Origin of the sequence: Achromobacter sp. ACRQX (genome assembly GCF_022346505.1) — a bacterium.
Taxonomy (GTDB): Bacteria; Pseudomonadota; Gammaproteobacteria; order Burkholderiales; family Burkholderiaceae_B; genus Achromobacter; species Achromobacter animicus.
In genome coordinates, this window is sequence record NZ_JAKRML010000033.1 from 53,619 (window position 1) to 75,806 (window position 22,188).

Below are 22,188 nucleotides of genomic sequence, written 5' to 3' on the forward strand. Positions count from 1 at the left end.
CCCGCTTCAACCCGTCATTTTCCCTGGAGGACCGCCATGAATCACCCCCTCGCCCTGGTCGACGTCGACCCGCTGGAAACTCGAGAGTGGCTGGAAGCGCTGGAGGCTGTCACGACGGTCGAAGGCCGTTCGCGCGCTCACTACCTGATCGACCGGCTTACCGACTTCGACGCCAGCCGGCACGGTGATATGCATGGCCGCGTCACCAGCGCCTACGTCAACACCATCGGCAAAGACCGGCAGCCCGCCTACCCCGGCGACATCGGCATCGAGCAGCGCCTGAATGCCTACATCCGCTGGAATGCGATGGTCATGGTGTTGCGCGCCGGCAAGCATTCCAACGTCGGCGGACACATTGCCACCTACCAGTCCGCCGCCGTGCTCTATGACGTGGGTTTCAACCACTTCTTCCGGGGACGTACCGAAACATTCGGCGGCGACATGGTCTACATCCAGGGCCATTCCGCACCGGGCATTTACGGGCGCGCCTATCTGGAGGGGCGCATCACCGAAGCGCAGCTGGACAACTTCCGCCGCGAGGCGGGACGCGATGGCCTGTCGTCTTACCCCCACCCGCGCCTCATGCCCGACTTCTGGCAGTTCCCCACCGTGTCGATGGGCCTGGGTCCGCTGACCGCCGCCTACCAGGCGCGGTTCATGCGCTATCTCGAGTACCGCGGATTGCTGGAGCATCAGGGCCGCAAGGTGTGGGCTTTCCTGGGTGACGGCGAGATGGACCAGCCGGAATCGCTGGCCGCTATCTCGGTCGCGGGGCGCGAACGCCTCGACAACCTGATCTTCGTCGTCAACTGCAATCTGCAACGTCTGGACGGCCCGGTGCGGGGCAACAGCAAGATCGTGCAGGAACTCGAAGGCACCTTCAGGGCCGCAGGCTGGAACGTCATCAAGGTGCTGTGGGGCAGCGGTTGGGACGATCTGCTCAAGCGCGACACGAGCGGGCTGCTGCGCCAACGCATGATGGAATGCGTGGACGGCGAATATCAGACTTTCAAGTCGCAAAGCGGCGCCTATGTGCGCGAACACTTCTTCGGCAAGTATCCCGAGCTGCTGGCGTTGGTGGCGCACCTGTCGGACGACGAGATCTGGGCGCTGACACGCGGCGGCCATGACCCGGAGAAGGTGCGTGCCGCCTACGCGCAAGCCGTCAGCACCGAAGGCCGGCCCACGGTCGTTCTGGTCAAGACCGTCAAGGGATTCGGCATGGGCGAGGCTGGCGAAGGCCAGAACATCAACCACCAGTTGAAGAAGATGAGCGCGGACGCCGTGCGTGCGTTCCGTGATCGCTTTTCGCTGCCGGTGCCCGATGACCAGCTCGAAGACATGCCCTATCTGAAACCCGCGCCCGACAGCGAAGAAGCCCGCTACTTTGCACAACGCCGGGCCGCGCTGGGCGGCTATGTTCCGTCGCGCTCCGGCAAGGTTGCGCCGCTGGCGGTGCCGCCGCTCAGTACCTTCGCCACGCAACTGAAAGACAGCGGCGAGCGTGGAGTTTCGACCACCATGTCTTTCGTGCGCATCCTGACCACGCTGCTCAAGGACCCCAACCTGGGCAAGCTGGTGATTCCTATCGTGCCGGACGAATCGCGCACCTTCGGCATGGAAGGCCTGTTCCGCCAGATCGGCATCCATTCATACCTGGGGCAGCTCTATACCCCGCAGGATGCGGGCCAGTTGAGCTACTACAAGGAGGCCAAGGACGGTCAGATCCTGCAGGAAGGCATCAATGAGTCCGGCGCGATTTCGTCCTGGATCGCGGCGGGCACGGCCTATAGCAATCATGGACTGCCAGCCATCCCGTTCTACATCTTCTATTCCATGTTCGGCCTGCAGCGTGTCGGCGATCTGGCCTGGGCCGCCGCCGATGCGCGCACACGCGGCTTCCTGCTGGGCGCCACGTCGGGCCGTACGACGCTGATGGGAGAAGGCCTGCAGCACGACGACGGCCATAGCCATGTGCTGTCGTCGGTCATCCCGAACTGCGTTTCGTATGACCCGACCTATGCGTACGAACTGGCGGTCATCATCCAGGACGGCTTGCGGCGCATGTACGCGGAACAGGAAGATATCTACTACTACATCACCCTGCTCAACGAGAACTATCCGAATCCTGCGCTGCCCGAAGGCAGTGAAGCCGGCATTCTCAAGGGACTCTACCTGCTGCGGGACGGTCAACAACAGGACGCCGTGTCGAAGCCGGCCAGCAAGCCGCATGTGCAACTGATGGGCAGCGGCTCGATCCTGCGCGAAGTCATTGCCGCAAGTGAACTGCTGGAACAGGACTTCGGCATCTCCAGTGACGTATGGAGCGCCACCAGCCTGACCGAATTGCGCCGTGACGGGCTGGCCGCCGAGCGTTGGAACCTGCTGCATTCCGAAGACGAGCCGCGTATTCCGTACGTCCAGCAATGCTTGCAAGACCGGGCCGGCCCCGTCGTCGTGGCGACCGACTACATGAAGATCATCGGCGACCAGATCCGTCCCTTCGTCACTGACCGCCGGTTCGTCACCCTTGGCACGGACGGGTTCGGCCGCTCGGACACCCGCGAATCACTGCGCACCTTCTTCGAGGTGGATCGTCATTTCATCGTGCTGGCAGCCGTCAAGGCGCTGGCTGACGAGGGCGTCGTCCCGCGCCAGAAGATCGGTGAGGTCATCAGCCGTTATGACATCGACGTGGATAAAGTGGACCCGGCCTCGGTCTAGGCCAAGGCGAAGGCGACACCACAGGGGCGCGCTTCAATGATCGTCGACGTCAGTCCGCGTCGATCACCCGCCCCGGGTTGAACAACCCCAGCGGATCGAACAGGCGCTTGATGCTTGCCATCATCGCCATCTCGTTGGCCGGCTTGTACCGGCCGATCGAACCCACCCTCAGCTGTCCCACCCCATGCTCGGCGGAGATCGATCCGTTCATGCGCGCCACCACGTCATACACCGCGCCCGAAACCGCCTTCTCCGAATTGCGCATGGCCTGGTAAGCCGACGCATCCGCGCCGGGCGGCGTCGACACGTTGTAGTGCAGGTTGCCGTCGCCCACATGGCCGAACACGAAGATGCGGGCATTGGGCAACACGCCATGCACCGCCGTCTGCGCGGCGTCGATGAATTCCCCGATGCGCGAGATCGGCAGCGAAATGTCGTGCTTGATGTTCTCGCCGTCGATGGATTGCGCTTCGGGCAGGTGATGCCGGATCTGCCAGAACGAGGCCGACTGCGCCAGGGTCGACGCAATGGCCGCATCCGTGACGATGCCCGCCTCGAAGGCCGCTTCCATCAGCGCTTCGAACCGCTCCGTGGCATGGGCCGCGCTTTCGGCGTCGCTGGATTCCAGCAACACGTAGTACGGCGCCTTGGCGGGCACGGGGCTGCGCGCGCCGGGCGTGTGTTGCAGCACCAGCTCTACGGCCGGACCGCTGATCAGTTCAAAGGCCGTCAGGCTGGCCGACAGATACGACTGCGCCAGCGACAGCAGTTGCACCGCGCTCTGCGGGTCCGGCACGGCGGCAAAGGCCGTCATCTGCGCGGCGGGGCGCGGATACAGCTTGACGGTGGCGGCCGTGATGATGCCCAGCGTGCCCTCCGCGCCGATGAAAAGCTGCTTCAGGTCGTACCCGGTGTTGTCCTTGCGCAGCCCGCGCAGTCCGTTCCAGATCTGCCCGTCGGGCGTCACCACTTCCAGGCCCAGGCACAGGTCCCGGGCATTGCCATAGCGCAGCACCTGAATCCCGCCGGCGTTGGTGGCCAGGTTGCCGCCCAGCGTGCAGCTTCCTTCCGCGCCCAGGCTCAACGGAAACAGCCGGTCCGCCTGCGCAGCAGCCTCCTGCACGTTGGCCAGCACGGCGCCCGCCTGCGCGGTCAACGTGTTGTTGTAGCGGTCCACGTCCAGGATGGCGCTCATGCGGGCCAGCGACAGCACGATGCTGTGTCCGCCGCCGTCCGGCACGCTGCCGCCGACCAGGCCTGTGTTGCCTCCTTGCGGATAGATGGCGACGCGGCGCTCCCGGCACCAGTTCACCAGCTTGGCCACGTCCTCGGTGCTGTCGGGCTGCGCCAGCGCCAAGGTGCGGCCCGTCCACCGCTTGCGGTAGTCGGTCAGGTGCGGCGCCAGGGCGTCGGCGTCGTCCAGCACGCGCCCCTGAAATGCGGCGCGTAAAGAGGCTTTGATGTCTTCGTCAGGCATGGCCGGCTCGTTCGTCGCGTCAGTTGGCGGAAGCGCCGGCGGCTTGCACCACGGCTTTCCATTTCTCGATCTCGGTGCCGATGAAGGCGTTGAATTCCGCCGGACCCTTGACGGTAGGCACCGCGCCCAGCTCGATCACGCGCTTCTGCATATCGGGGTCGGCCATGGCCTTCTCGATGGCCTGATCGATGCGGTTTACGATGGGCGCCGGCGTGCCTGCCGGGGCCAGCACGCCAAACCACGAGCCCGCCTCGAAATCGGGCACGCCGGCCTCGGCCATGGTGGGCACGTCGGGCAGATTGGTGCTGCGTTCCGCGCTGGTCACGGCCAACGCGCGCAGCGTGCCGTTCTTGATGAAAGGCAGCGAGGTCGGCAGGTTGTCGAACATCAGATGCACCTGTCCGCCGACCAGATCCGTCACCGCCGCGGCGCTGCCCTTGTACGGCACGTGCACCATGTCGACACCCGTGCGGCTCTTGAACATTTCGCCCGACAGATGGATCGAGCTGCCCGCGCCGCTGGACGCAAAGCTCAGCTTGCCCGGATTCTTCTTGCCGTACTCGATCAGTTCCTGCACGGACTTCACGGGCAGGCTGGCCGTCACGGCCAGCACGTTCGGCACGGACGCCACCAGCGTGATCGGCGCAAAATCCGCCGGCTTGAACCGGATGTCCTTGTAGATGGCGTAGTTGATGGCCTGCGTGCCCACCGTGCCCATCAACAGCGTGTAGCCGTCGGCATCGGCGCGCGCCACGAAGTCCGCGGCAATGTTGCCCGCCGCGCCCGGACGGTTTTCCACCACGACGGGTTGACCCACCGCTTTCTCGATGTGCGGCGCAATCAGCCGGGCCACCACGTCGGTGTTTCCGCCCGCCGAAAACGGGATGACCATGCGGATGGGTTTGGTCGGCCAGTTATCCGCCGCGCTCGCGCCCGCCGACGCCGCCAGTGCGACCAGACCCGCGCACGCGTAGGCAATGCTCTGCTTGGTGCTCTTGAACATGTTGTCTCCTTGCTTATGGTTTTTGATGTTCGGTACTGCAGTGCATCCCGAAACGCCGCGGGAACACGGCGCTCGGGAAATTCGGTCAACCCGCTTCGGCGAGCGTGCGCTTCAGGCGTTCAAGCAGCAGATCGATCTCGGCGTGGTCGGTCGCGTCCAGCTTCGGACCCGGCCGGCGCATGCCCGCATGCTTGATCGCGCCGCGGCGCTTCATGATCTCCTTGCGGACGGCGACGCCCCACTGGCTCTGGTTCTCGTAGCTCAGCAACGGCAGGTAGCGGTCGAATACCGCGTGGGCTTCGTCGACACGGCCCGCCGTGTATAGCGCATAGACCTGCGACAGCATCTCGGGATGCGAGAACCCGGCCATCGGCCCATCGATGCCGCGGCCCATTTCCAGCGGCAGGAACATCGCGTTGTTGCCGGTCAGGATGGCGACGCGGCGGCCGGGCAGGGCGCGCAGCTTGGTGATCTTGGTGATGCTGGGCAGGTCCTCTTCCTTGACCGCCTGGATTTGCGGGTGACGCTCGATCAACTGGCCAATCACCGGCACCGACATCCAGGTGCCTGTCGAAAACGGAAAGTCCTGCAGCACCGTCGGCACATTCCCGATACGGTCGAACACGGCCTCGAAGTAGGACAACACTTCCTGCTCGGTGCGCAACCCGCCTGGCGGCGCGATCATGACGCCCGCGGCGCCCGCGTCCATCACCTGACCGGTCAGCTCGGCCATCTGGGCCACGCTGCTGTTGCTGACGCCCACCACGACCGGCTTGTTCTTGGCGCGCGCGATGAATCGCGACGCCACCGCCAGCGATTCCGCCGGCGTGAGCTTGTTGGCCTCGCCGGCAACGCCCAGCACGGTCAGGCCATTGGCGCCGTGTGAAAAATAGAAGTCGGTCAGCGAGTCGACGCTCTCCAGGTCGATGGCGCCGTTCTCCTGGAAGGGCGTCTGCGCAACGATGTACACGCCACGGGCTTGGTCAAGCATGTTGTCTCCTGATCTTGGTGTGAGTATCAGAAAATATTAGCGCTAATATTTTATTAGCGCTAATATTTTTGATAGGGAGATTCCCCAGGAAATGCGATGTTTCCGCTCAGAACAAGGCGCGGTTCAGCGTGGGCAGGACAGGGAAAGCGTCAGGCGCTCTGACGCCGCATCAACGTGAATCCCACATCGACCCGCAACCCCGCATTGGCGTGACCATCCAGGCGGTCGATGATGGCGCGCGCGGCCTGCTCGCCGATCAGCGAGCCGTCGATGCGCACGGTCGTCAGCGGCGGGGTGGTGGCCGCCGCATAAGCCTGATCGCCGAATCCCACGACGGCCAGGTCACCCGGCACCTGCCTGCCCAGCGCTGCGGCTTCCAGCAATACGCCCATGGCAATCATGTCGGTGCTGCACACCACGGCATCGGCATTGGGCTCGCGCGCCAGCAGTTCGGCCAGCCCGCTGCGGCCCGCGCCCATCGTGGCGGGGGCGGGGATCAGCACATGCGGCGTGTCTGCGTCCGCGTCGATCAAACGCAACTCGCGCGCCGCCGCCGTGAAGCCCTGCAACCGGCGTCCCGCACGCGGGTCATTCCCGATGACGGCCACGGGCCGCCGCCTTCCGGTTTCAGATAGAAACTGCGCCACGCATGCGCCCGCCGCCTCATGCGAAAAGCCGATCAGCATGTCGACCGGATCGTCATTCCAATCCCAGGCTTCCACGACGGGAATGCGCGCCGCGCGCAACTGCGTCCGGCCGGTCGGGGTCAGCACCGTGCGCATCATGACCACGCCGTCGGGCCGCCGGCCCAGGATCGCTTGCAGGGCGGACACTTCCAGTTCGGGGTCGTATCCGCTTTCGGTCAGCATCATCTGATAGCCGTGGCGGCTGAGGTGCAGGCTGAGCGTCTGCAGCGCCTCCAGAAACACAGGGCTGCCCAGCGTGGGCACCGTGACCGCCACCAGACGGCTGCGGCCGCTGGCCAGGCCGCCGGCAACCAGGTCCTGCACGTACCCGGTCTGGGCGATGGCGTCGTGGATGAGCTTGACGGTGCGTTCAGGTACGTTCTCGGGGGCGTTCAGCACCCGCGACACCGTGTGCATCGACATGCCCGCCACGCGCGCGACGTCCGCAATGGTCACCCGGCCAGACCCGCGCCGAGGCGCGCGGCTGGTGGCAGGCTTGCTGCGACGCTCAGTGGGAGGAGGGGACATGCGGCCTCTCTGGGATCAGGGTAGGCCGGATTGTACCGAGCCGCCGCCACGAAAAAGCGCCCGCTGCGACACATGCCGCAGCGGACACTTTTGGGGCGCGCGCAGGTATCAGGCGAAGTCGAGCACGATGCGGCCTTCGATCTGGCCCTGCTTCATGCGGTCGAACACGCTGTTGATGTTGTCCAGGCGTTCGGTGGCGACGGTGGCGTGGACCTTGCCCTCTTCGGCAAACTGCAGCGACTCCTGCAGATCCAGCCGCGATCCCACGATGGAGCCCCGCACGGTGACGCCGTTAAGCACCATGTCGAAGATCGACAGCGGGAAATCCCCCGGCGGCAACCCGTTCAGCGAAATCGTGCCGCCCCGGCGCACCATGCCCAGCGCCTGCTCGAACGCCTTGGGCGACACCGCGGTGATCAGCGCGCCATGCGCGCCGCCTATTTCCCGCTTCAGGTAAGCAGCCGGATCCGTGGTCAGCGCATTGACGGTGACTTCCGCACCCAGGCGGCGCGCGAAGTCCAACTTGGCGTCGTCGATGTCCACCGCGGCCACGTTCAGGCCCATTGCCTTGGCGTACTGCACCGCCATGTGGCCCAAGCCGCCAATCCCCGAAATGACCACCCAATTGCCAGGCCGGGTGTCCGTCATTTTCAGGCCCTTGTACACGGTGACGCCGGCACACAGCACCGGGGCCACATCGACGAAGCCGACGCTCTTGGGCAGCAGGCCCACGTAATCGGCTGCCGCCAGCGCGTACTCGGCGAAGCCGCCGTTGACGGAGTAGCCCGTGTTCTGCTGCGATTCGCACAGGGTTTCCCAGCCGCCCAGGCAGTGCTCGCAATGGCCGCAGGCGGAATACAGCCACGGGATCCCGACGCGGTCGCCTTCCTTAACGTGCGTGACACCGGCGCCCGCGGCGACGACGTAGCCGACGCCCTCGTGGCCGGGAATGAAAGGGGGATTGGGTTTGACGGGCCAGTCGCCTTCGACGGCGTGCAGGTCCGTGTGACAGACACCGCAGGCTTCGATCTTTACCAGGAGTTCGCCCGGAACCGGGCGCGGCACGGCGACTTCCTCGATTACCAGCGGTTGGCCAAACGCGCGTGCGACTGCTGCCTTCATGGTCTTGTTCATCACTACCTCCGAAGTCTGATCAGTTTGACTATGCTCGGCCGCTTGGGCGGCTAAAACCATGATGTACATCAATCAGCGCGGGAAGGTACAACTCGTCACCGAGTCGGGGGCCGTATTGCGGCCGGCGCTGCAATCGTCGTACAGTCGTTCGCAGGCGCGCCGTTCCCGGCAGCGTGTCGCCGATGCCCAGGAGCCGTCCATGTGTGAAATCTTCATCCGCGCCACCGAGCACTCCTACGCCTGCGAAACCCGATCGTTGCGCCTGCACGGAGTGGCGACCAGCCTTCGGCTCGAGCACCTGTTTTGGCAGGTGCTGGAAGAAATCGCCGGCCGCGACGGCATGCGGGTCACGCAACTGATCGAACGCCTGTACGACGAACTGGTCGAGTACCGCGGCGAGGCCGCCAACTTCACCTCGTTCCTGCGCGTATGCTGCCTGCGGTATCAGTTGCTGCAGGCCGAAGGCCGCATCCCCCGGGATGCCCGCGTGCCGATCCAATCGCTCAATGCCCAAGCCGTCCTGGAAGGGCTGCCGCCGTCGCTGTGCGATGCCCAACCCGTTCCCGCGAAGCGCCGCGCGGCATGACGACATAGCGCGCGCTGACTTGGCGAGCAGGCGTCGCTCCATGCCCGCCCGCGGCAGCAACAGGTCCCGCGCATTCGTGCTGCCTACCGTGTCGCCAACAGTCCCCGCAGCAATAGCTCCAATGCCGCGCTGCCCCGCGCCAGCCGCGCACTGCCATCTTCGCCGTCGGCAATCCAGAACGCGGCTTCGGCCAGACTGCCGTAAATCAGCGAAGCGAGCGCCTGCGCATCCGCGTCGGCCACAATCCCCTGCTGGATGAGGTTGTCGATCAGGCGCTGCATAGACGCCACGCAATGGCGTTGTGATTCCGGGGATGCGCCACCCAGCACCGCCGTGGCGTCGCGCAGCACGATGCGCTGGATCTCGGGCTCCAGCGCCATTTCCAAGTAGGCATGGCAGCGTTTGCGAAAGCCTTCCCACGCGTCGTCGGAGCGGTCCGAGATCGTCTGAAGGCGCGCATCCATCTCGGCGTCGATCTGCGCCACGACCGCCGACAGCAATCCCTTCTTGTCGCCGAAGTGGTGGTATAGCGCGCCACGGGTCAGTCCCGCCTGCGCAGTGAGGTCGTCCATCGAAGTGGCGGCATAGCCGTGCGCCGCAAAGCACTGTCTTGCCGTTGCGAGCAGCGTGGCGCGGGTTTCTTCCATCTCGGCGCGCGTGCGGCGAACCATTCCTCTCTCCTTACATACGACGCGTATGATTATTTACAAACAGTCCGTATGAATATACGATCTTATTCATACGGACTGTTTGTATTGTCGCTGGCCGGCCGTGCAGCGGCAAGCCGATACCTGCTGGAGAGCTGAATGACCAACCCTTATGGCGACCTTTTCGCCGCCCGCGGCACGCGGGGCTTTGCCTTGGCGGGCCTCGTGGCGCGGATCCCGCTGCCGATGACCGGCATCGGCATCATCACCATGCTGTCGCAACTGCGCGGCGGCTATGCCTTGGCGGGATCTGTTTCCGCCACCTTTGTGCTGACCTATGCGCTGCTGTCGCCGCAGATTTCCCGACTGGTGGACCGGCATGGGCAAATGCGCGTGCTACCCGTCGCCACGGCCGTTAGCGTCATCGGATTTTTGATCCTGCTTGGCGGTTCGTGGTGGCAGGCGGCCAACTGGACGCTGTTTGCCGGCGCCTTGCTGGCGGGTTTCATGCCAAGCATGTCCGCAATGGTGCGGGCGCGCTGGGCCGTGCTATACCGGGGCCAGCCGCGTTTGCAGACGGCTTACTCCCTGGAAACGGTGCTCGACGAAGTCACGTTCATCGCCGGGCCGCCATTGTCGGTCGGACTGTCGGTCGCGGTGTTTCCCCAGGCCGGTCCGCTGGCCGCGGCACTGTTGCTGATGGTTGGTGTGTTCGCGCTGGTCGTGCAGCGGGACACCGAACCGCCCGTCCAGGCGCAAGACGCCGCCACCACGGACGCCGGATCGGTGATCCGATCGGCGCCCGTTTGTGTGCTGGCGCTGCTGATGGTGGCGATGGGCATCATCGTGGGCACGGTGGACATCGTGAGCGTGGCCTTCGCCGAACAGATGGGCCAGCCGGCCGCGGCCAGTCTGGTGCTGTCGGCCTATGCCGTGGGTTCCTGCGCGGCCGGACTGTTGTACGGCGCGCTCAAGGTAAAGACGCCGCAGCATCGCCTCTTGCTGCTGTGCGGCCTGGCAATCGCAGCCACCACCTTGCCATTCCTGCTCGTCGGCAGCATCGCCGCGCTGGCTGGGGCCGTGCTGGTTGCTGGAGTGTTCTTCGCGCCGACCATGATCGTGGCCATGTCGCTGGTCGAGCGCCTGGTGCCCGAGCAACGCCTGACCGAAGGCATGACTTGGCTGCTGGCCGGATTGAATGTCGGCGTTGCGCTGGGCGCTGCGTTTTCCGGCCACGTGGTGGATGGCGGTGGGGCACGGGCGGGCTTCGCCGTCGCGGTCGGTGCAGGCGGGGTAGTGCTGTTGGTGGCGATGTGGGGGCATCGGCGCCTGAGCGCCCATGGCTCGCCGGCATGGCGGGCCGCGTGATGGCGGCCCGGTCATTATGGCTGGCTGTCGGGGCGGCCAGTCTTGCCACTTTCTCCGTCGTGACCACTGAAATGCTGCCGGTAGGTCTGCTGACGCCCATTGCCGACACGATGCGCGTCTCCACGGGATCCGCCGGCCTGACGATCTCGCTGCCCGCGTTGCTGGCTGCGCTGTTCGCGCCGTTGTTGGTGATCGCATCGGGCGGCATGGATCGGCGCAAGATCCTGAGCGGCCTGCTGGGTCTGCTGGTGATCGCCAACGTGGGTTCGGCATTCGCGCCCGGCCTGGGTTGGCTACTCGCGGCGCGCGTCCTCGTTGGATTCTGCATGGGAGGCATATGGGCCATCGCCGGCGGCCTGGCTGCACGGCTTGTGCCGCACGGCGCTGTCGGCTTGGCGACATCCATCATCTTTGGCGGCGTCGCCGCCGCATCCGTGATGGGCGTGCCGCTCGGCTCGCTGATTGGAGAACTCGCCGGGTGGCGCTGGGCCTTCGCAAGCATGGCCGTCTTCAGCGCGCTGGTGCTGGCGCTTCATCTTGCTGTCATGCCGGCGTTGCCCGTGGCCAGTTCGGCCTCCGCGCGCCAGTTCGGCGCGCAACTGGGCAATCGCGGCTTGCGGGCGGGGCTGCTGCTGACGTTGTTGCTGGTGACCGGGCACTTCACGGCCTTCACCTTCGTGCGTCCGCTGTTGCTGTCGGTGTCGGGGTTCGACGCGCAATGGATCGGCGCGTTGCTGTTTGCCTATGGACTCGCGGGCATCGCCGGCAACTTCCTCGCTGGCATCGCCGCGGCGCAGCGCACCGTGCCGACCTTGACGGCAATTGCGCTGGGGTTGCTGCTGACACCGGCCCTGTTCCTGGCCGTGGGCGGTTTTCCTATCGGCGGTGGTGTGGCGCTCGTGGCATGGGGCCTGGCCTATGGCGGCGTGTCTGTCGGCCTCATGACCTGGATGATGAAGGCCGCGCCGGCGCATGTGGAAGTCGCCACCGCGCTGTATGTAGCCGTGTTCAATATCGGCATTTCACTCGGGTCATGGGCAGGCGGCCAGATCGTCGATGGCTTCGGCTTGACCGGCAATCTGTTTGCGGCGGGAGGGTTGGCTGCCGCGGCGCTGCTGGTGCTGACGCTGTATGCCAGCCTGGGGAAGCAGGGCGCGAAAGCCGGCTCTGATGGAAACCCCGCGAAGTGCAGTGCGCAAGTGCGCGCCAAATAAGGAAAGGGCCCGATGCAATCGGGCCCTTCATTTTTGCTCCACGCAGCGGTCAGCCGGCCATCAGCCGCCGGCGCCGATCGACGCCATCGCCACTTCGCTCTGCACGATGCGGCGGATACGCACGGCATCGCCAATACGCGAGAGTTTGCCCTGCGAATCCAGCAGCACGATCGCCAGGTCGCGGCCGTTGATGCGCGCCAGCATCACCAGGCATTCGCCCGCTTCGTTGATGTAGCCGGTCTTGGACACTTTGATGTCCCAGTCGGGCTTGCGCACCAGCAGGTTGGTGTTGCGGAAGGTCTGCGTGCGGTTGTTGATCTCGACCTCGTACTCCGTGTCGGTGGAGTAGCGGTGGATCAGCGGACGCTGCGACGCCGCGCGCAACAGGCGCGCCAGATCATGCGGCGACGACACGTTGTTGCTGGACAGGCCTGTGGGTTCGATGAACCGCGTGCTGGTCATGCCCAGCGATTGCGCCTTGGCATTCATGGCGGCCACGAAGGCCCGCAGGCCGCCCGGATAGTGGCGGCCCAGCGCGTTGGCGGCGCGATTCTCGGAAGACATCAGCGCCAGGTGCAGCATGTCGCCGCGCGACAGCTTGGTGCCCACGCGCAGCCGCGACGTGGTGTGCTTGAGCTCGTCGACGTCCTCGTCGGTGATCTCCAGCATCTCGTCCATCGGCAGGTTGGCGTCCACCACGACGACGGCGGTCATCAGCTTCGAGATCGAAGCGATGGGGCGCACGACGTTTTCGTTCTTGGCGAAGATGACCGTGGAAGTTTCCAGGTCTTGCACATAGGCGGTGCTGGAGCGCAGCGCGGCCGCTTCGGCGCGGGCCGAGGCGGCGGGCGGCGGCATCGCGGCGCTGGCAGCGCCGGCTGCGGCAACGCGCCGGCCGCGAGCGGCCTTGTCCGCCTTGCCACCCTTGCCGCTCTTACCCGACGCGCCCGCCTTCTTGGACGGCGTGCCTTTCGCGGCAACCTGCTTGCCGCTCTTGGGCGGGGTCTTCTTGGCCGAAGAGGATTTGGGAGGCGCCTTCTTGGCGGACGGCGCTGCCTGCTTGGCAGCGGCGCTCTTGCCCGAGCCCGCCTTGGGCGCGGGGGCTTTCTTTGCTTGTTGCGCCTTGCAGGCCGCCGATTTGGCGTTTGTCTTGCAAGGATCGGAATTTTTGGCTGCTTGTGCCGCAGGGGGCAGGAGCGCGCACACCGCCAGCGCGGCAGGCGCTAGGGCTTTCGCAATTGCACGTTTCCAGGAAAAGGCCATGGTTGAGCAGGCTTGTCGGTCTGTGAACAAATATTTCTTAAGCCGGCGTTTCGTCGGATCAGGAAAAGTCCAGATGAATTATGGGCTTACGCGTCGAATTTAAACAGCAATTTCAAGTGCCACGCAAGGCGATTTGCCACGTTTACCGAAAAAAATATCAGTGACATATTGACGCAGCAGCAATTGGTCACATGTCAGAAGTCGCAAAGCTAACCTCGCAGCGCGCAAGAGCGTAGCCCGGATTAACCCTCATCTGGCTGAATGGGTGGACTTTTTTGAGGAGGAACGGCGCGCAAGGCCGAGGCTTGAGTGGCCTCGCCGGGTGGAATCGAACCACCAATTGACCCTTAGGAGGGGCCGGTTATATCCATTTAACTACGGCGAGCGGGGCGGGTGCGCGAGACGCTTGCAGCACTGAGGGCGGCAAACGGGCGCCAGCATGGGCGCGCTACTGCACTAAGGCCTTGAAATTGCTGCGGAACTTGCGAGCCGAAGTTTAGCACTGCGGACGCGGGCCTCGAAGCAGGACGCAAGTCTATCAGCAGGCGGGGCAACGCCCAAATCATTGGGCTTTGGATGGCGCTTCGCAAACGCCTCGTCCGCGAAGCTTGTCGTGCCAACGCGGGTATTCACGGACCCGCCTGCCGACTTGTATATGATGTTTGAGTCCCGCCGCCGCGCGGGGCCGCCCCGAGGAGGGGGCGCAAACCCAAAAACAACCAGACACGGGTTTCATGTCTAGCCAAACCGATACGATTTCCGCACGCACCATTGCCTTGGGCACCCTGGTCGTGCTGCTTGCCATGGGGGTGCGCGCCACCTTCGGCCTTTTCATGCAACCGATGGGCCTGGCGCACGGCTGGAGCCGCGAAGTGTTCTCCATGGCCTTCGCCCTGCAGAACCTGGTGTGGGGCGTGGCCTGTATCTTCATGGGCATGCTGGCCGACCGCTACGGTTCCGGCCGCACGATTGCCCTGGGCGCGCTGCTGTACATGCTTGGTCTCATCGGCACGCGCTTTGCCACCGACGAGGCCACGCTCTATCTGACGGCCGGCGTGCTGGTCGGGCTGGGCCAGGCGGGCACCACCTTCCCCGTCATCCTGCCCGTTGTCGCGCGCTCCGTGCCGCCCGCCTATCGCAGCACGGCGATGGGCATTGCCAGCGCGGGCGGCTCGCTGGGGCAGTTTGCCGTGGTGCCTACCGGGCAACTGCTCATCAGCGGTCTGGACTGGACCGGCGCGCTGTGGGTGCTGTCGCTCTTCGTGGCATGCGCCGCACCGCTTGCGTATTTCCTGCGTGGCCGGCCGCAAGCGCACACGGGTCCCCAGCAATCGCTGGCCACCGCCATCAAGCAGGCCGTGCGGCATCCGTCGTTCCACTTCCTGTTCTGGAGCTACTTCGTCTGCGGCTTCCACACTGCGTTCATCACCCTGCATTTGCCTGCGTATGTGACCGACGGCGGGCTGACGGCCGGGCAGGGCGCCACCGCAATCGCGCTCATCGGCCTCTTCAACGTCCTGGGGTCGTTCTACGCCGGCAAACTGGGCGGCAAGTACAGCAAGAAGCGGCTGCTGGCGGTGGTGTACTTCATGCGGGCGTTCGGCATCCTGTTGCTGCTTTCGGTGCCGCTGACGCCATGGGTGTTGTACGTATTTGCCGCATGGATGGGTTTGTTCTGGCTGGGCACCGTGCCGTTGACGCAGGGGCTCATCGGTCAGATCTATGGCCTGCGCTATGCGGCCACGCTCTCGGGCATCGTGTTCCTCGGCCATCAGTTGGGCAGCTTCATCGGCGTGTGGCTGGGGGGCTACGCCTACGCCAAGACCGGCAGCTATGACCTGGTCTGGTGGCTGGGCGTTGCACTGGCGGTCATCGCCGCGCTGCTGTGCTTGCCCGTGCGTGAACAGCCGGTGACGCCGGCTCAGCCCGCAACGGCGTGATCACGGCCTCCCGGAACCGCGCCATGAACGCCAGCCCGAACCCCGAAGCCCCGCGCCGCAAAGGCTGGCGCGCCGTGGGCGTGCTGGCGTTGGTTGCCGTGTTGGGGCTTGCATTCTGGGGGTACACCACGCCAGAGATGCAGATTCACTGGGAAAACCTGGCCGCACTCTGCGGGTTTTGACAGGGCTCGGCTTACCGCAACCGGCGCATTTTGCCGGCCGGCTCGCGGTATCCTACGGCGGAGATTTTTCTCCGCCTTTTTCATCTCTTTTTCTTCGCGTGGCGCCTGCCGCGCGCGCCCTTGGATGACCATGCAGGACGCAGCGCCCACCTACTCCGATCTCTCGTTGCCAGACATCGCTGGTCTGCCTGCGGCGGACACGCTTGTGCTGACGGTGAACAATCGCCTGTCGCGCCGCCTTACGCTCGAGCTCGCCGGATTGCTGCGCCAGGAACGTCAGGTCAGCGAATTGCCTCGCATCCTGCCGCTGTCCGCCTGGCTTGCGGAATCCGCCAACGAGCTCGCGTTCGAATCCGACGAAGACGTGCCTGCCTACCGGCTCGACAGTTTCGCCACGCAGCTCGTCTGGACCGAAGCCATCCGCATCGAAGAAGCCGAACGCGTCCTGCTGGACGCCAGCCAGGCTGCCCGGCTGTCGATGGATGCCGACCTGCTCATGGACGAATGGGCGTTGCAGGTGCCTTCCGGCGCGGATACCGACGAATACCGCGGCTTTGCGCGATGGCGCGAACGCTACCGCCAGACACTCGCCGGCATTGACGCCGAAGACGCGAACCAGGGCTATGCGCGCGTGCTGCGCGCGCTTGAAGCCGGCCGCCTCGCCACGCCCCGGCAACTGGTGCTTGCCGGATTCACGGACATCTCACCGCGCTTTCAGCGCCTGCTGCTGGCGTTCGAGGCGCAGGGCACGGATGTTGCGCAATGGCGCGACACGCAGCGCGTGCAAGCGGTGGCGCATCGCTTCGAAGCCGCAGACCAAGGCGCTGAATGGCGCGCCGCCGCGGCCTGGGCGGCCAGCCAATTGAAGGCCAACCCCGCCGGCCGTTATGCCATCGTCTCGCCGCAACTTGAAGCCGAATCCCCATTTGCACGCCGCGTGCTCAGCCAGGCGCTGGCCGGGCGAGACGGCGCGCCGGCGTTTGCGTTCAACGTGGCGGTGGGCCGTCCGCTCGACGAATGGCCCATGGCGCGCGCGGCGTTGGCGTGGCTGCGGGCGTTGGCCGAATGCGCGCCCGGCAAGGGATGCGGCGTCGACGTGCTGGGCGCCGCGCTGCTTGCAGGGCATTGCGCCGGCGACGTGCGCGACCGCGCGCGTCTTGCGGCCATTGACGCGCGCTGGCGGCGCCAGGGCAAGCTGCACGTAGCCTTGCCGGAATGGCGCAAACTGCTCGCGGACATACCGTTGTTGGCGCAGGCATGGAACCACGCCACAGAGATCTGGACGCAAGGCGGCAACAAGGCTACGTGCGATGTCTGGATGCTGCGCATGAAGGCCGCATTGACGGCCCTGGGCTTCCCCGGCGAAGCGCCGTTGGACAGCGTGGGTTATCAGGTCATGGGTGCGCTTGGCGATGCGCTCGGCAGCTTTTCGGCGCTGGCGCCGGCCGCGGGCCGACTGGGCGGCTTGGCGGCGGTGAACCTGCTGGAAAGCGTGGCGCGTTCATCCTCGTTCCAGCCGCAGCGCGACCCGCTCGCGCGGTTGGACGTATTGGGTTTGCTGGAAGCCGAAGGCGGCTACTGGGATGGTGTCTGGCTCTTGGGCCTGACGGACGACGTATTGCCGGCATCGCCGAAGCCAAACCCGCTGCTGCCCCTGGCCGTATTGCGTCAGGCCAGGGCGCCACGCGCCACGCCCGAGCGCGAACGCGAATGGGCGGAAGGCATGTACGCCGCGCTCTGCCGCTGTGCGCCCGGCATCATCGTCAGCCACGCGCACATGGATGGCGAGCGCGAATTGCGCCCGTCGCCGCTGATCGCCGCGCTTCCCCTCACCGATTGGGCGCCGGTCCTGGCCGAATCGCAGGCCGCCTTGCCGCAGGAATCGCTAGACGATTCGCAAGGGCCGCCGCTGGCCGCCGGCAATCGTGGCCGGGGCGGGCTGGATGTGCTGGACACGCAGGCGCGCAATCCGCTGTGGGCCTTCGTGCGCCATCGCCTCGGCGGGCGCGAGCTCGCGCCGTATGCCGACGCCGCCACCGTGAACGTGCGCGGCCAGTTCCTGCACAAGGCGCTCGAAATCGTGTGGGGCATGATGCCCGACCAGGATGCGCTGCACGAACAGCTTGCGGCAGGCCGTCTGCCGGCGCTGCTGGAGCAGGCCGTGGCGCAGGCCGCTGACGAAGAACTCAAGGAATACGCACCGGCCCTGCGGGCGCTGGAATGCCAGCGTGCCCAGGCCGTACTGGCGTCGTGGCTCGACCTCGAAGCGCAGCGCATGCCGTTCGCGGTCGCACAGGTCGAAAAGAACCATCAGTGGCAGCGTGGCGCGCTCAACCTGAAGCTGCGGCTGGACCGCATCGACAGCCTGCCCGATGGCCGCAACGTCATCGTCGACTACAAGACCGGCGTGGCCGCGGCCAAGCCCGAGCCCGACTGGTCGCGCAGCCGTCCCGTGAACGTGCAGTTGCCGTTCTACGCGTCCGTGCTGGCCGACGCCGCCGGCGGGGAAGCGGCGGGCCTGGTGCTCGCGCAGATCCACGCGCGGCAGGTCGCCGCACAAGGCTTGGCCGACGAAGACCTGGGCATGCCGGGCGTCACGCTGGCCAGCGAAAGCAAATTCTTCGAGGGCCTGTCCTGGCCCGAAATCCGTCAACGCTGGCGCGTGGCTATCGAGTCGCTGGCCGACGAATACGTCGCCGGCTATGCGGCCAACGTCGCGTACCGGCGCGACGATCTGAAATACTGCGATGCCTTGCCGTTCCTGCGCTTGCATCTGGACGACGAGGACGCATGACCATGGCCGAACAAGATCGCCTTCCGCATGACCACGCCGCGCGCGCCGCAGCGCTCGATCCCGCGCGCTCCTTTCTGGTCCAGGCGCCTGCGGGGTCGGGCAAGACCGAACTCCTGACCGACCGCATCCTGGCCCTGCTGGCTACGGTGAACCGGCCCGAAGAAATCGTCGCCATCACGTTTACGCGCAAGGCCGCCTCCGAGATGCATGCCCGCGTGCTGAGCAAGCTGCGCCGTGGCCTGGACGCGCCGCCCGAAGCCGCCCACGAACGCCGCAGTTGGGACCTCGCTCGCGCGGCGCTCGATCGCAATGCCGAACAAGGCTGGCATCTGCTCGAGCATCCCGCGCGTCTTGCCATCCGCACCATCGACTCGTTCTGCGCGGGGCTGGTACGCAGCATGCCGTGGCTGTCCGAGCTGGGTGGCATGCCGGACATCACGGACGATGCGCGTTCGCACTACGAGGCCGCGGCGCGCGCCACGCTGGATCTCGCCGACGACTACGAGGCCGTGCGCATCCTGCTGCGCCACCTCGACGTCGACGTGCAGGCCGCCAAGGACGCCATCGCCGACATGCTGGGCCAACGCGATCAATGGCTGCCGCTCTTGCGCCACGGCTCCGACCGCGAGGCCATGGAGGCCACGTTGGCCGAAGCCATCGGCGAAGACCTCGATGCCCTGTGCGCCGCCATGCCCTACGGCTGGTGCGAGTCGCTTAGCGGCCCGGCGCGGCTTGCCGCGGCCAACCTGCAGGACGGCGAAGACGAAAACAAGCTGGCCGCATTGCTGGATTGGACTGACGAACTGCAGCCCGATGCAGAACTGCTGGACTCCTGGCGCGCCGTCGCGCATCTGCTGCTGACCGGCACCGGCTCCTTGCGCAAGACGGTCAACAAGAATCTGGGGTTCCCGGCCAAATGCGCGCACAAGGAACCTTTCGTCGCCTGGCTTGAAGGCGCCGACGCGCAAGGCGCGTGGGTGCGCCGCCTGCACGCCGTCCGCGATATCCCCGCGCCGCATTTCACCGATGCGCAATGGGAAGTGCTGGGCGCGCAGCTCATGACGCTCGCGCTCGCCGTCGCGCAGTTGCGCCTGCGCTTCGCCGACAAGGGCGAGGTGGACTTCATCGAAATCGCCCAGCGCGCCGCCGCCGCCTTGGGCAGCGCCGACGATCCCGGCGAACTGCTGCTCAAGCTGGACGCCTCGATCCGCCATCTGCTCATCGACGAATTCCAGGACACCAGCCAGACGCAGCTGGACCTGCTGCGCACGCTCACGGCAGGCTGGCAGTCCGGCGACGGCCGCAGCCTGTTCCTGGTGGGCGACCCCATGCAGTCGATCTACCGCTTCCGCAAGGCAGAGGTCGGCCTGTTCCTGGAAGTGGCCGACGTCGGTGTGGGAGAGGTCAAGCCAGACTTCCTGAACCTCACGGACAACTTCCGGTCGCAAGCCGGCATCGTGGACTGGGTGAACCAGTCGTTCGTCGACCTGCTGCCCCGCCGCAGCGACGCCGCCGCAGGCGCCATCGCCTACAGCCCGTCCACGGCCTTTCATCCGGCCTTGCCCGACCCCGCCGTGCGCTTTCATCCGGCCTGGTCACGCGAGGGCGCGCCGCCCGCCGAAGAACAGGCCGAAGACATCGCGGTGGGACTGGTGCGCCAGGCCCTCACCGACCACAAGGGCGCCAAGCACCCCGTCGCCATCCTGGTGCGCGCCCGCAGCCACCTTGGCAATCTCACGCGCCGGCTGGCGCAGGAAGGCATCCGTTCCCGCGCGGTTGACCTCGTGCCGCTGGCGCTGCGCCCTGTCGTGGCCGACCTGGTCCAGCTCGTGCGCGCGCTGTCGCATCCCGCCGACCGCCTCGCCTGGCTGTCCGTGCTGCGCGCGCCCTATTGCGGCCTGACGCTAACGTCGCTGCAGCGCCTGTTTGGCGACGACCACATCACGCCGATACCTGTGCTGCTGGAACGCGCCTTGCGCATTGCGCCGCAACCCGCCGCCACGGCAACGGCCGCTGCGTCGGCAGACCCGCAAGCGTCGCTCTTTGATGCGCCGGCACCCGAACCCGAAGCGCCGTCCGCGCAAAGCGTGCTCAGCGCCGACGAGTTCGCGCGCCTGCGCCAGGTCGCATCCGTGCTGCTGGACAAGCGCAACGCCTCCGGCGCAATGCCGTTCGCAGCATGGGTGGAATCGCTGTGGCGCCGGCTGGGCGGACCGGGCCTGTACGCCGGCCTGTCCGTCGCCAACGACGCAGAAAGCCTGTTCCAGCTGGTCGAACGCCTTGCTCCCCACGGCAGCATTGACGTGGCCGCACTGGACGCCGGCATCTCCCGCCTCTTCGCGGCCCCCGACGCCGCCGACGAAGACGAAGGCGCGGTCGAGATCATGACCATGCACAAGTCCAAGGGCCTGCAGTTCGAAACCGTGATCCTGTACGGCCTGCACCGCGCGCCACGCGGCGATCAGGCCCCGTTGGTGCGCTTCGAACAAAGCGGCGGCCGCGTCATCTTCGGCCCGGTCAAACCCCGCGCCGAAACCGAGGCAGACCCCGTCTCCCGCTACCTGGGCGCCCGCGAAGCCCGCCGCGCCTCCTACGAAATTGACCGCCTCCTCTACGTCGCCGCCACAAGAGCCCGCAAGCGCCTGCACCTGGTGGGTCACGTATCGATCGACGAAGCCACCGGCCAGACCAAGACCCCACCCGCAGCCAGCCTGCTGGGCCGCCTGTGGCCCTGCCTGACGCCACCCGTCCCGCCATCGCTCAACGGCGAGCCGATCCAAGAGGAGGGCGACGCCCCCGAATGGCAAGGCGAACCCCTGCGCCGCATCGACAGCGCGGGCCTCGCGCAGCTGCAACGCCAATCGAACATCACCATGAGCGCCGGCTTCGCCACGGCCACCCGAGGCGCATGGGGCGAAGCCGCCGAACATCCCGCGTGGCAACTGGAAGCCGGCTACGACGCCGCCATCGGCACCTTGGCCCACGCATGGCTGGCCCGCATCGGCCAGGACGGCATACACGCGTGGCCCCCCGAAGCGCTAACCCCCCGCCTACCGGCCATGCGCCGTCAGTTGACCCGAGCAGGCATCCCCGCCAGCCAAGCCGACGCAGCCGCCGAAGCCGTCCTGGAAACCCTGCAAGCCACCCTGGCAGACGAACGCGGCCTATGGCTCTTATCCCAGTCAGGCGCCCGTCGAGAGTGGCCCCTCATCGACGCGGCAGGCAAAGTGTCGGTCATCGACCTGGCCCTAAGCACCGAAGACGGCTGGCTGATCGTCGATTACAAGACGGGCAGACCTCACCCAGGCGAATCCGCACCCGCTTTCGCCACGCGAATGCGCCAACGCCACGGTGAACAGTTGCAGCGCTACTGCACCCAAGTCACAGCCCTAGACGGCCGCAGCGCCCGAGCCGCCCTGTACTTCCCCCGCGCAAAGGCGTGGATAGATTTGATGGAATAAAGCGAAGCGAAAACCCAAGCAAGCAAAGCAAGGCAAAGCGAAGCGAGCCGAAGGGGGGGCAAGCGAAGCAACGCCCCCCAACAAAGAAAGCGCAGCACCCAAAGCAAGGCAAGGCAAAGCGAAGCGAGCCGAAGGGGGGCAAGCGAAGCAAGACCCCCACCCCCTCCCCCTCGGGGGGAGGGCCGGGGAG

Annotated in this window: 15 protein-coding genes and 1 tRNA gene; 8 read left to right on the plus strand and 8 right to left on the minus strand. The window is 66.1% G+C overall.

Translation table 11 applies throughout. The features are described 5' to 3' along the window. The first annotated feature begins 36 nt into the window (after positions 1-36). Positions 37-2,724: a pyruvate dehydrogenase (acetyl-transferring), homodimeric type gene (aceE, locus tag MHZ91_RS23730; RefSeq protein ID WP_239215994.1), complete on the plus strand. Its 2,688-nt coding sequence runs from the start codon at positions 37-39 to the stop codon at positions 2,722-2,724. A gap of 49 nt (positions 2,725-2,773) precedes the next feature. On the opposite strand, the gene MHZ91_RS23735 is transcribed toward aceE, so the two are convergent. From MHZ91_RS23735 to adhP, 5 genes are all read right to left on the minus strand, one after another. Next, on the minus strand, positions 2,774-4,201 hold the full coding sequence (locus MHZ91_RS23735; RefSeq protein WP_239215995.1) for an FAD-binding oxidoreductase: 1,428 nt from the start codon (positions 4,199-4,201) through the stop codon (positions 2,774-2,776). Positions 4,202-4,220: 19 nt separating this feature from the next. Then, positions 4,221-5,204: a tripartite tricarboxylate transporter substrate binding protein gene (locus MHZ91_RS23740; protein WP_218343171.1), complete on the minus strand. Its 984-nt coding sequence runs from the start codon at positions 5,202-5,204 to the stop codon at positions 4,221-4,223. Positions 5,205-5,289: 85 nt separating this feature from the next. After that, positions 5,290-6,195, minus strand: a complete 906-nt coding sequence (locus tag MHZ91_RS23745) for a dihydrodipicolinate synthase family protein (protein WP_239215997.1) — start codon at positions 6,193-6,195, stop codon at positions 5,290-5,292. 149 nt (positions 6,196-6,344) lie between these two features. After that, positions 6,345-7,409: a LacI family DNA-binding transcriptional regulator gene (locus tag MHZ91_RS23750; RefSeq protein ID WP_239215999.1), complete on the minus strand. Its 1,065-nt coding sequence runs from the start codon at positions 7,407-7,409 to the stop codon at positions 6,345-6,347. 108 nt (positions 7,410-7,517) lie between these two features. Continuing rightward, a complete protein-coding gene (gene adhP, locus MHZ91_RS23755) occupies positions 7,518-8,543 on the minus strand; it encodes an alcohol dehydrogenase AdhP (protein ID WP_239216001.1) in 1,026 nt (341 codons plus the stop codon). Between the two features lie 199 nt (positions 8,544-8,742). Between adhP and MHZ91_RS23760 the strand changes: the two genes are divergently transcribed. Continuing rightward, the gene (locus MHZ91_RS23760) at positions 8,743-9,129 is read left to right on the plus strand and encodes a ribbon-helix-helix domain-containing protein (RefSeq protein WP_175125912.1); all 387 of its coding nucleotides are present in this window, start codon (positions 8,743-8,745) and stop codon (positions 9,127-9,129) included. A gap of 83 nt (positions 9,130-9,212) precedes the next feature. Here the strand turns inward: MHZ91_RS23760 and MHZ91_RS23765 are convergent, their stop codons facing one another. Then, positions 9,213-9,800, minus strand: a complete 588-nt coding sequence (locus MHZ91_RS23765; protein ID WP_175125913.1) for a TetR/AcrR family transcriptional regulator — start codon at positions 9,798-9,800, stop codon at positions 9,213-9,215. Positions 9,801-9,935: 135 nt separating this feature from the next. On the opposite strand from MHZ91_RS23765, the gene MHZ91_RS23770 reads away from it, so the two are divergent. Together MHZ91_RS23770 and MHZ91_RS23775 are read left to right on the plus strand one after the other, a co-directional pair. After that, positions 9,936-11,144 carry an MFS transporter gene (locus tag MHZ91_RS23770; RefSeq protein ID WP_239216003.1) on the plus strand — a complete coding sequence of 403 codons (1,209 nt, stop codon included), beginning with the start codon at positions 9,936-9,938 and terminating at the stop codon, positions 11,142-11,144. After that, positions 11,144-12,358 carry an MFS transporter gene (locus MHZ91_RS23775; protein ID WP_255810462.1) on the plus strand — a complete coding sequence of 405 codons (1,215 nt, stop codon included), beginning with the start codon at positions 11,144-11,146 and terminating at the stop codon, positions 12,356-12,358. Before MHZ91_RS23770 ends, MHZ91_RS23775 begins: the two co-directional genes overlap by 1 nt. Positions 12,359-12,418: 60 nt before the next feature. Here MHZ91_RS23775 and pbpG read toward each other — a convergent pair whose 3' ends face one another. Next, the gene (gene pbpG, locus MHZ91_RS23780; RefSeq protein WP_239216007.1) at positions 12,419-13,621 is read right to left on the minus strand and encodes a D-alanyl-D-alanine endopeptidase; all 1,203 of its coding nucleotides are present in this window, start codon (positions 13,619-13,621) and stop codon (positions 12,419-12,421) included. A 310-nt stretch (positions 13,622-13,931) separates the two neighbouring features. After that, a tRNA-Arg gene (locus tag MHZ91_RS23785) sits at positions 13,932-14,006 on the minus strand. A gap of 349 nt (positions 14,007-14,355) precedes the next feature. Between MHZ91_RS23785 and MHZ91_RS23790 the strand changes: the two genes are divergently transcribed. The 4 genes from MHZ91_RS23790 (at position 14,356) to MHZ91_RS23805 (ending at position 21,998) form a co-directional block, all read left to right on the plus strand. Further along, a complete protein-coding gene (locus MHZ91_RS23790; protein ID WP_175138242.1) occupies positions 14,356-15,561 on the plus strand; it encodes an MFS transporter in 1,206 nt (401 codons plus the stop codon). A 23-nt stretch (positions 15,562-15,584) separates the two neighbouring features. Further along, entirely contained in the window at positions 15,585-15,743 is a 159-nt protein-coding gene (locus MHZ91_RS23795; protein ID WP_175126025.1) for a hypothetical protein, read from the plus strand. A gap of 124 nt (positions 15,744-15,867) precedes the next feature. Further along, positions 15,868-18,537, plus strand: a complete 2,670-nt coding sequence (locus MHZ91_RS23800) for a PD-(D/E)XK nuclease family protein (RefSeq protein ID WP_370647865.1) — start codon at positions 15,868-15,870, stop codon at positions 18,535-18,537. A 2-nt stretch (positions 18,538-18,539) separates the two neighbouring features. Beyond that, positions 18,540-21,998 (plus strand): exodeoxyribonuclease V subunit beta, encoded by a 3,459-nt coding sequence (locus MHZ91_RS23805; protein WP_239216011.1) that lies wholly within the window; start codon positions 18,540-18,542, stop codon positions 21,996-21,998. Positions 21,999-22,188 lie beyond the last annotated feature (190 nt).

Coding starts and splice junctions, on each gene's coding strand:
- aceE (WP_239215994.1), top strand. CDS start 37: ATGAATCACCCCCTCGCCCTGGTCGACGTCGACCCGCTGGAAACTCGA.
- MHZ91_RS23735 (WP_239215995.1), bottom strand. CDS start 4,201: ATGCCTGACGAAGACATCAAAGCCTCTTTACGCGCCGCATTTCAGGGG.
- MHZ91_RS23740 (WP_218343171.1), bottom strand. CDS start 5,204: ATGTTCAAGAGCACCAAGCAGAGCATTGCCTACGCGTGCGCGGGTCTG.
- MHZ91_RS23745 (WP_239215997.1), bottom strand. CDS start 6,195: ATGCTTGACCAAGCCCGTGGCGTGTACATCGTTGCGCAGACGCCCTTC.
- MHZ91_RS23750 (WP_239215999.1), bottom strand. CDS start 7,409: ATGTCCCCTCCTCCCACTGAGCGTCGCAGCAAGCCTGCCACCAGCCGC.
- adhP (WP_239216001.1), bottom strand. CDS start 8,543: ATGAACAAGACCATGAAGGCAGCAGTCGCACGCGCGTTTGGCCAACCG.
- MHZ91_RS23760 (WP_175125912.1), top strand. CDS start 8,743: ATGTGTGAAATCTTCATCCGCGCCACCGAGCACTCCTACGCCTGCGAA.
- MHZ91_RS23765 (WP_175125913.1), bottom strand. CDS start 9,800: ATGGTTCGCCGCACGCGCGCCGAGATGGAAGAAACCCGCGCCACGCTG.
- MHZ91_RS23770 (WP_239216003.1), top strand. CDS start 9,936: ATGACCAACCCTTATGGCGACCTTTTCGCCGCCCGCGGCACGCGGGGC.
- MHZ91_RS23775 (WP_255810462.1), top strand. CDS start 11,144: ATGGCGGCCCGGTCATTATGGCTGGCTGTCGGGGCGGCCAGTCTTGCC.
- pbpG (WP_239216007.1), bottom strand. CDS start 13,621: ATGGCCTTTTCCTGGAAACGTGCAATTGCGAAAGCCCTAGCGCCTGCC.
- MHZ91_RS23790 (WP_175138242.1), top strand. CDS start 14,356: ATGTCTAGCCAAACCGATACGATTTCCGCACGCACCATTGCCTTGGGC.
- MHZ91_RS23795 (WP_175126025.1), top strand. CDS start 15,585: ATGAACGCCAGCCCGAACCCCGAAGCCCCGCGCCGCAAAGGCTGGCGC.
- MHZ91_RS23800 (WP_370647865.1), top strand. CDS start 15,868: ATGACCATGCAGGACGCAGCGCCCACCTACTCCGATCTCTCGTTGCCA.
- MHZ91_RS23805 (WP_239216011.1), top strand. CDS start 18,540: ATGGCCGAACAAGATCGCCTTCCGCATGACCACGCCGCGCGCGCCGCA.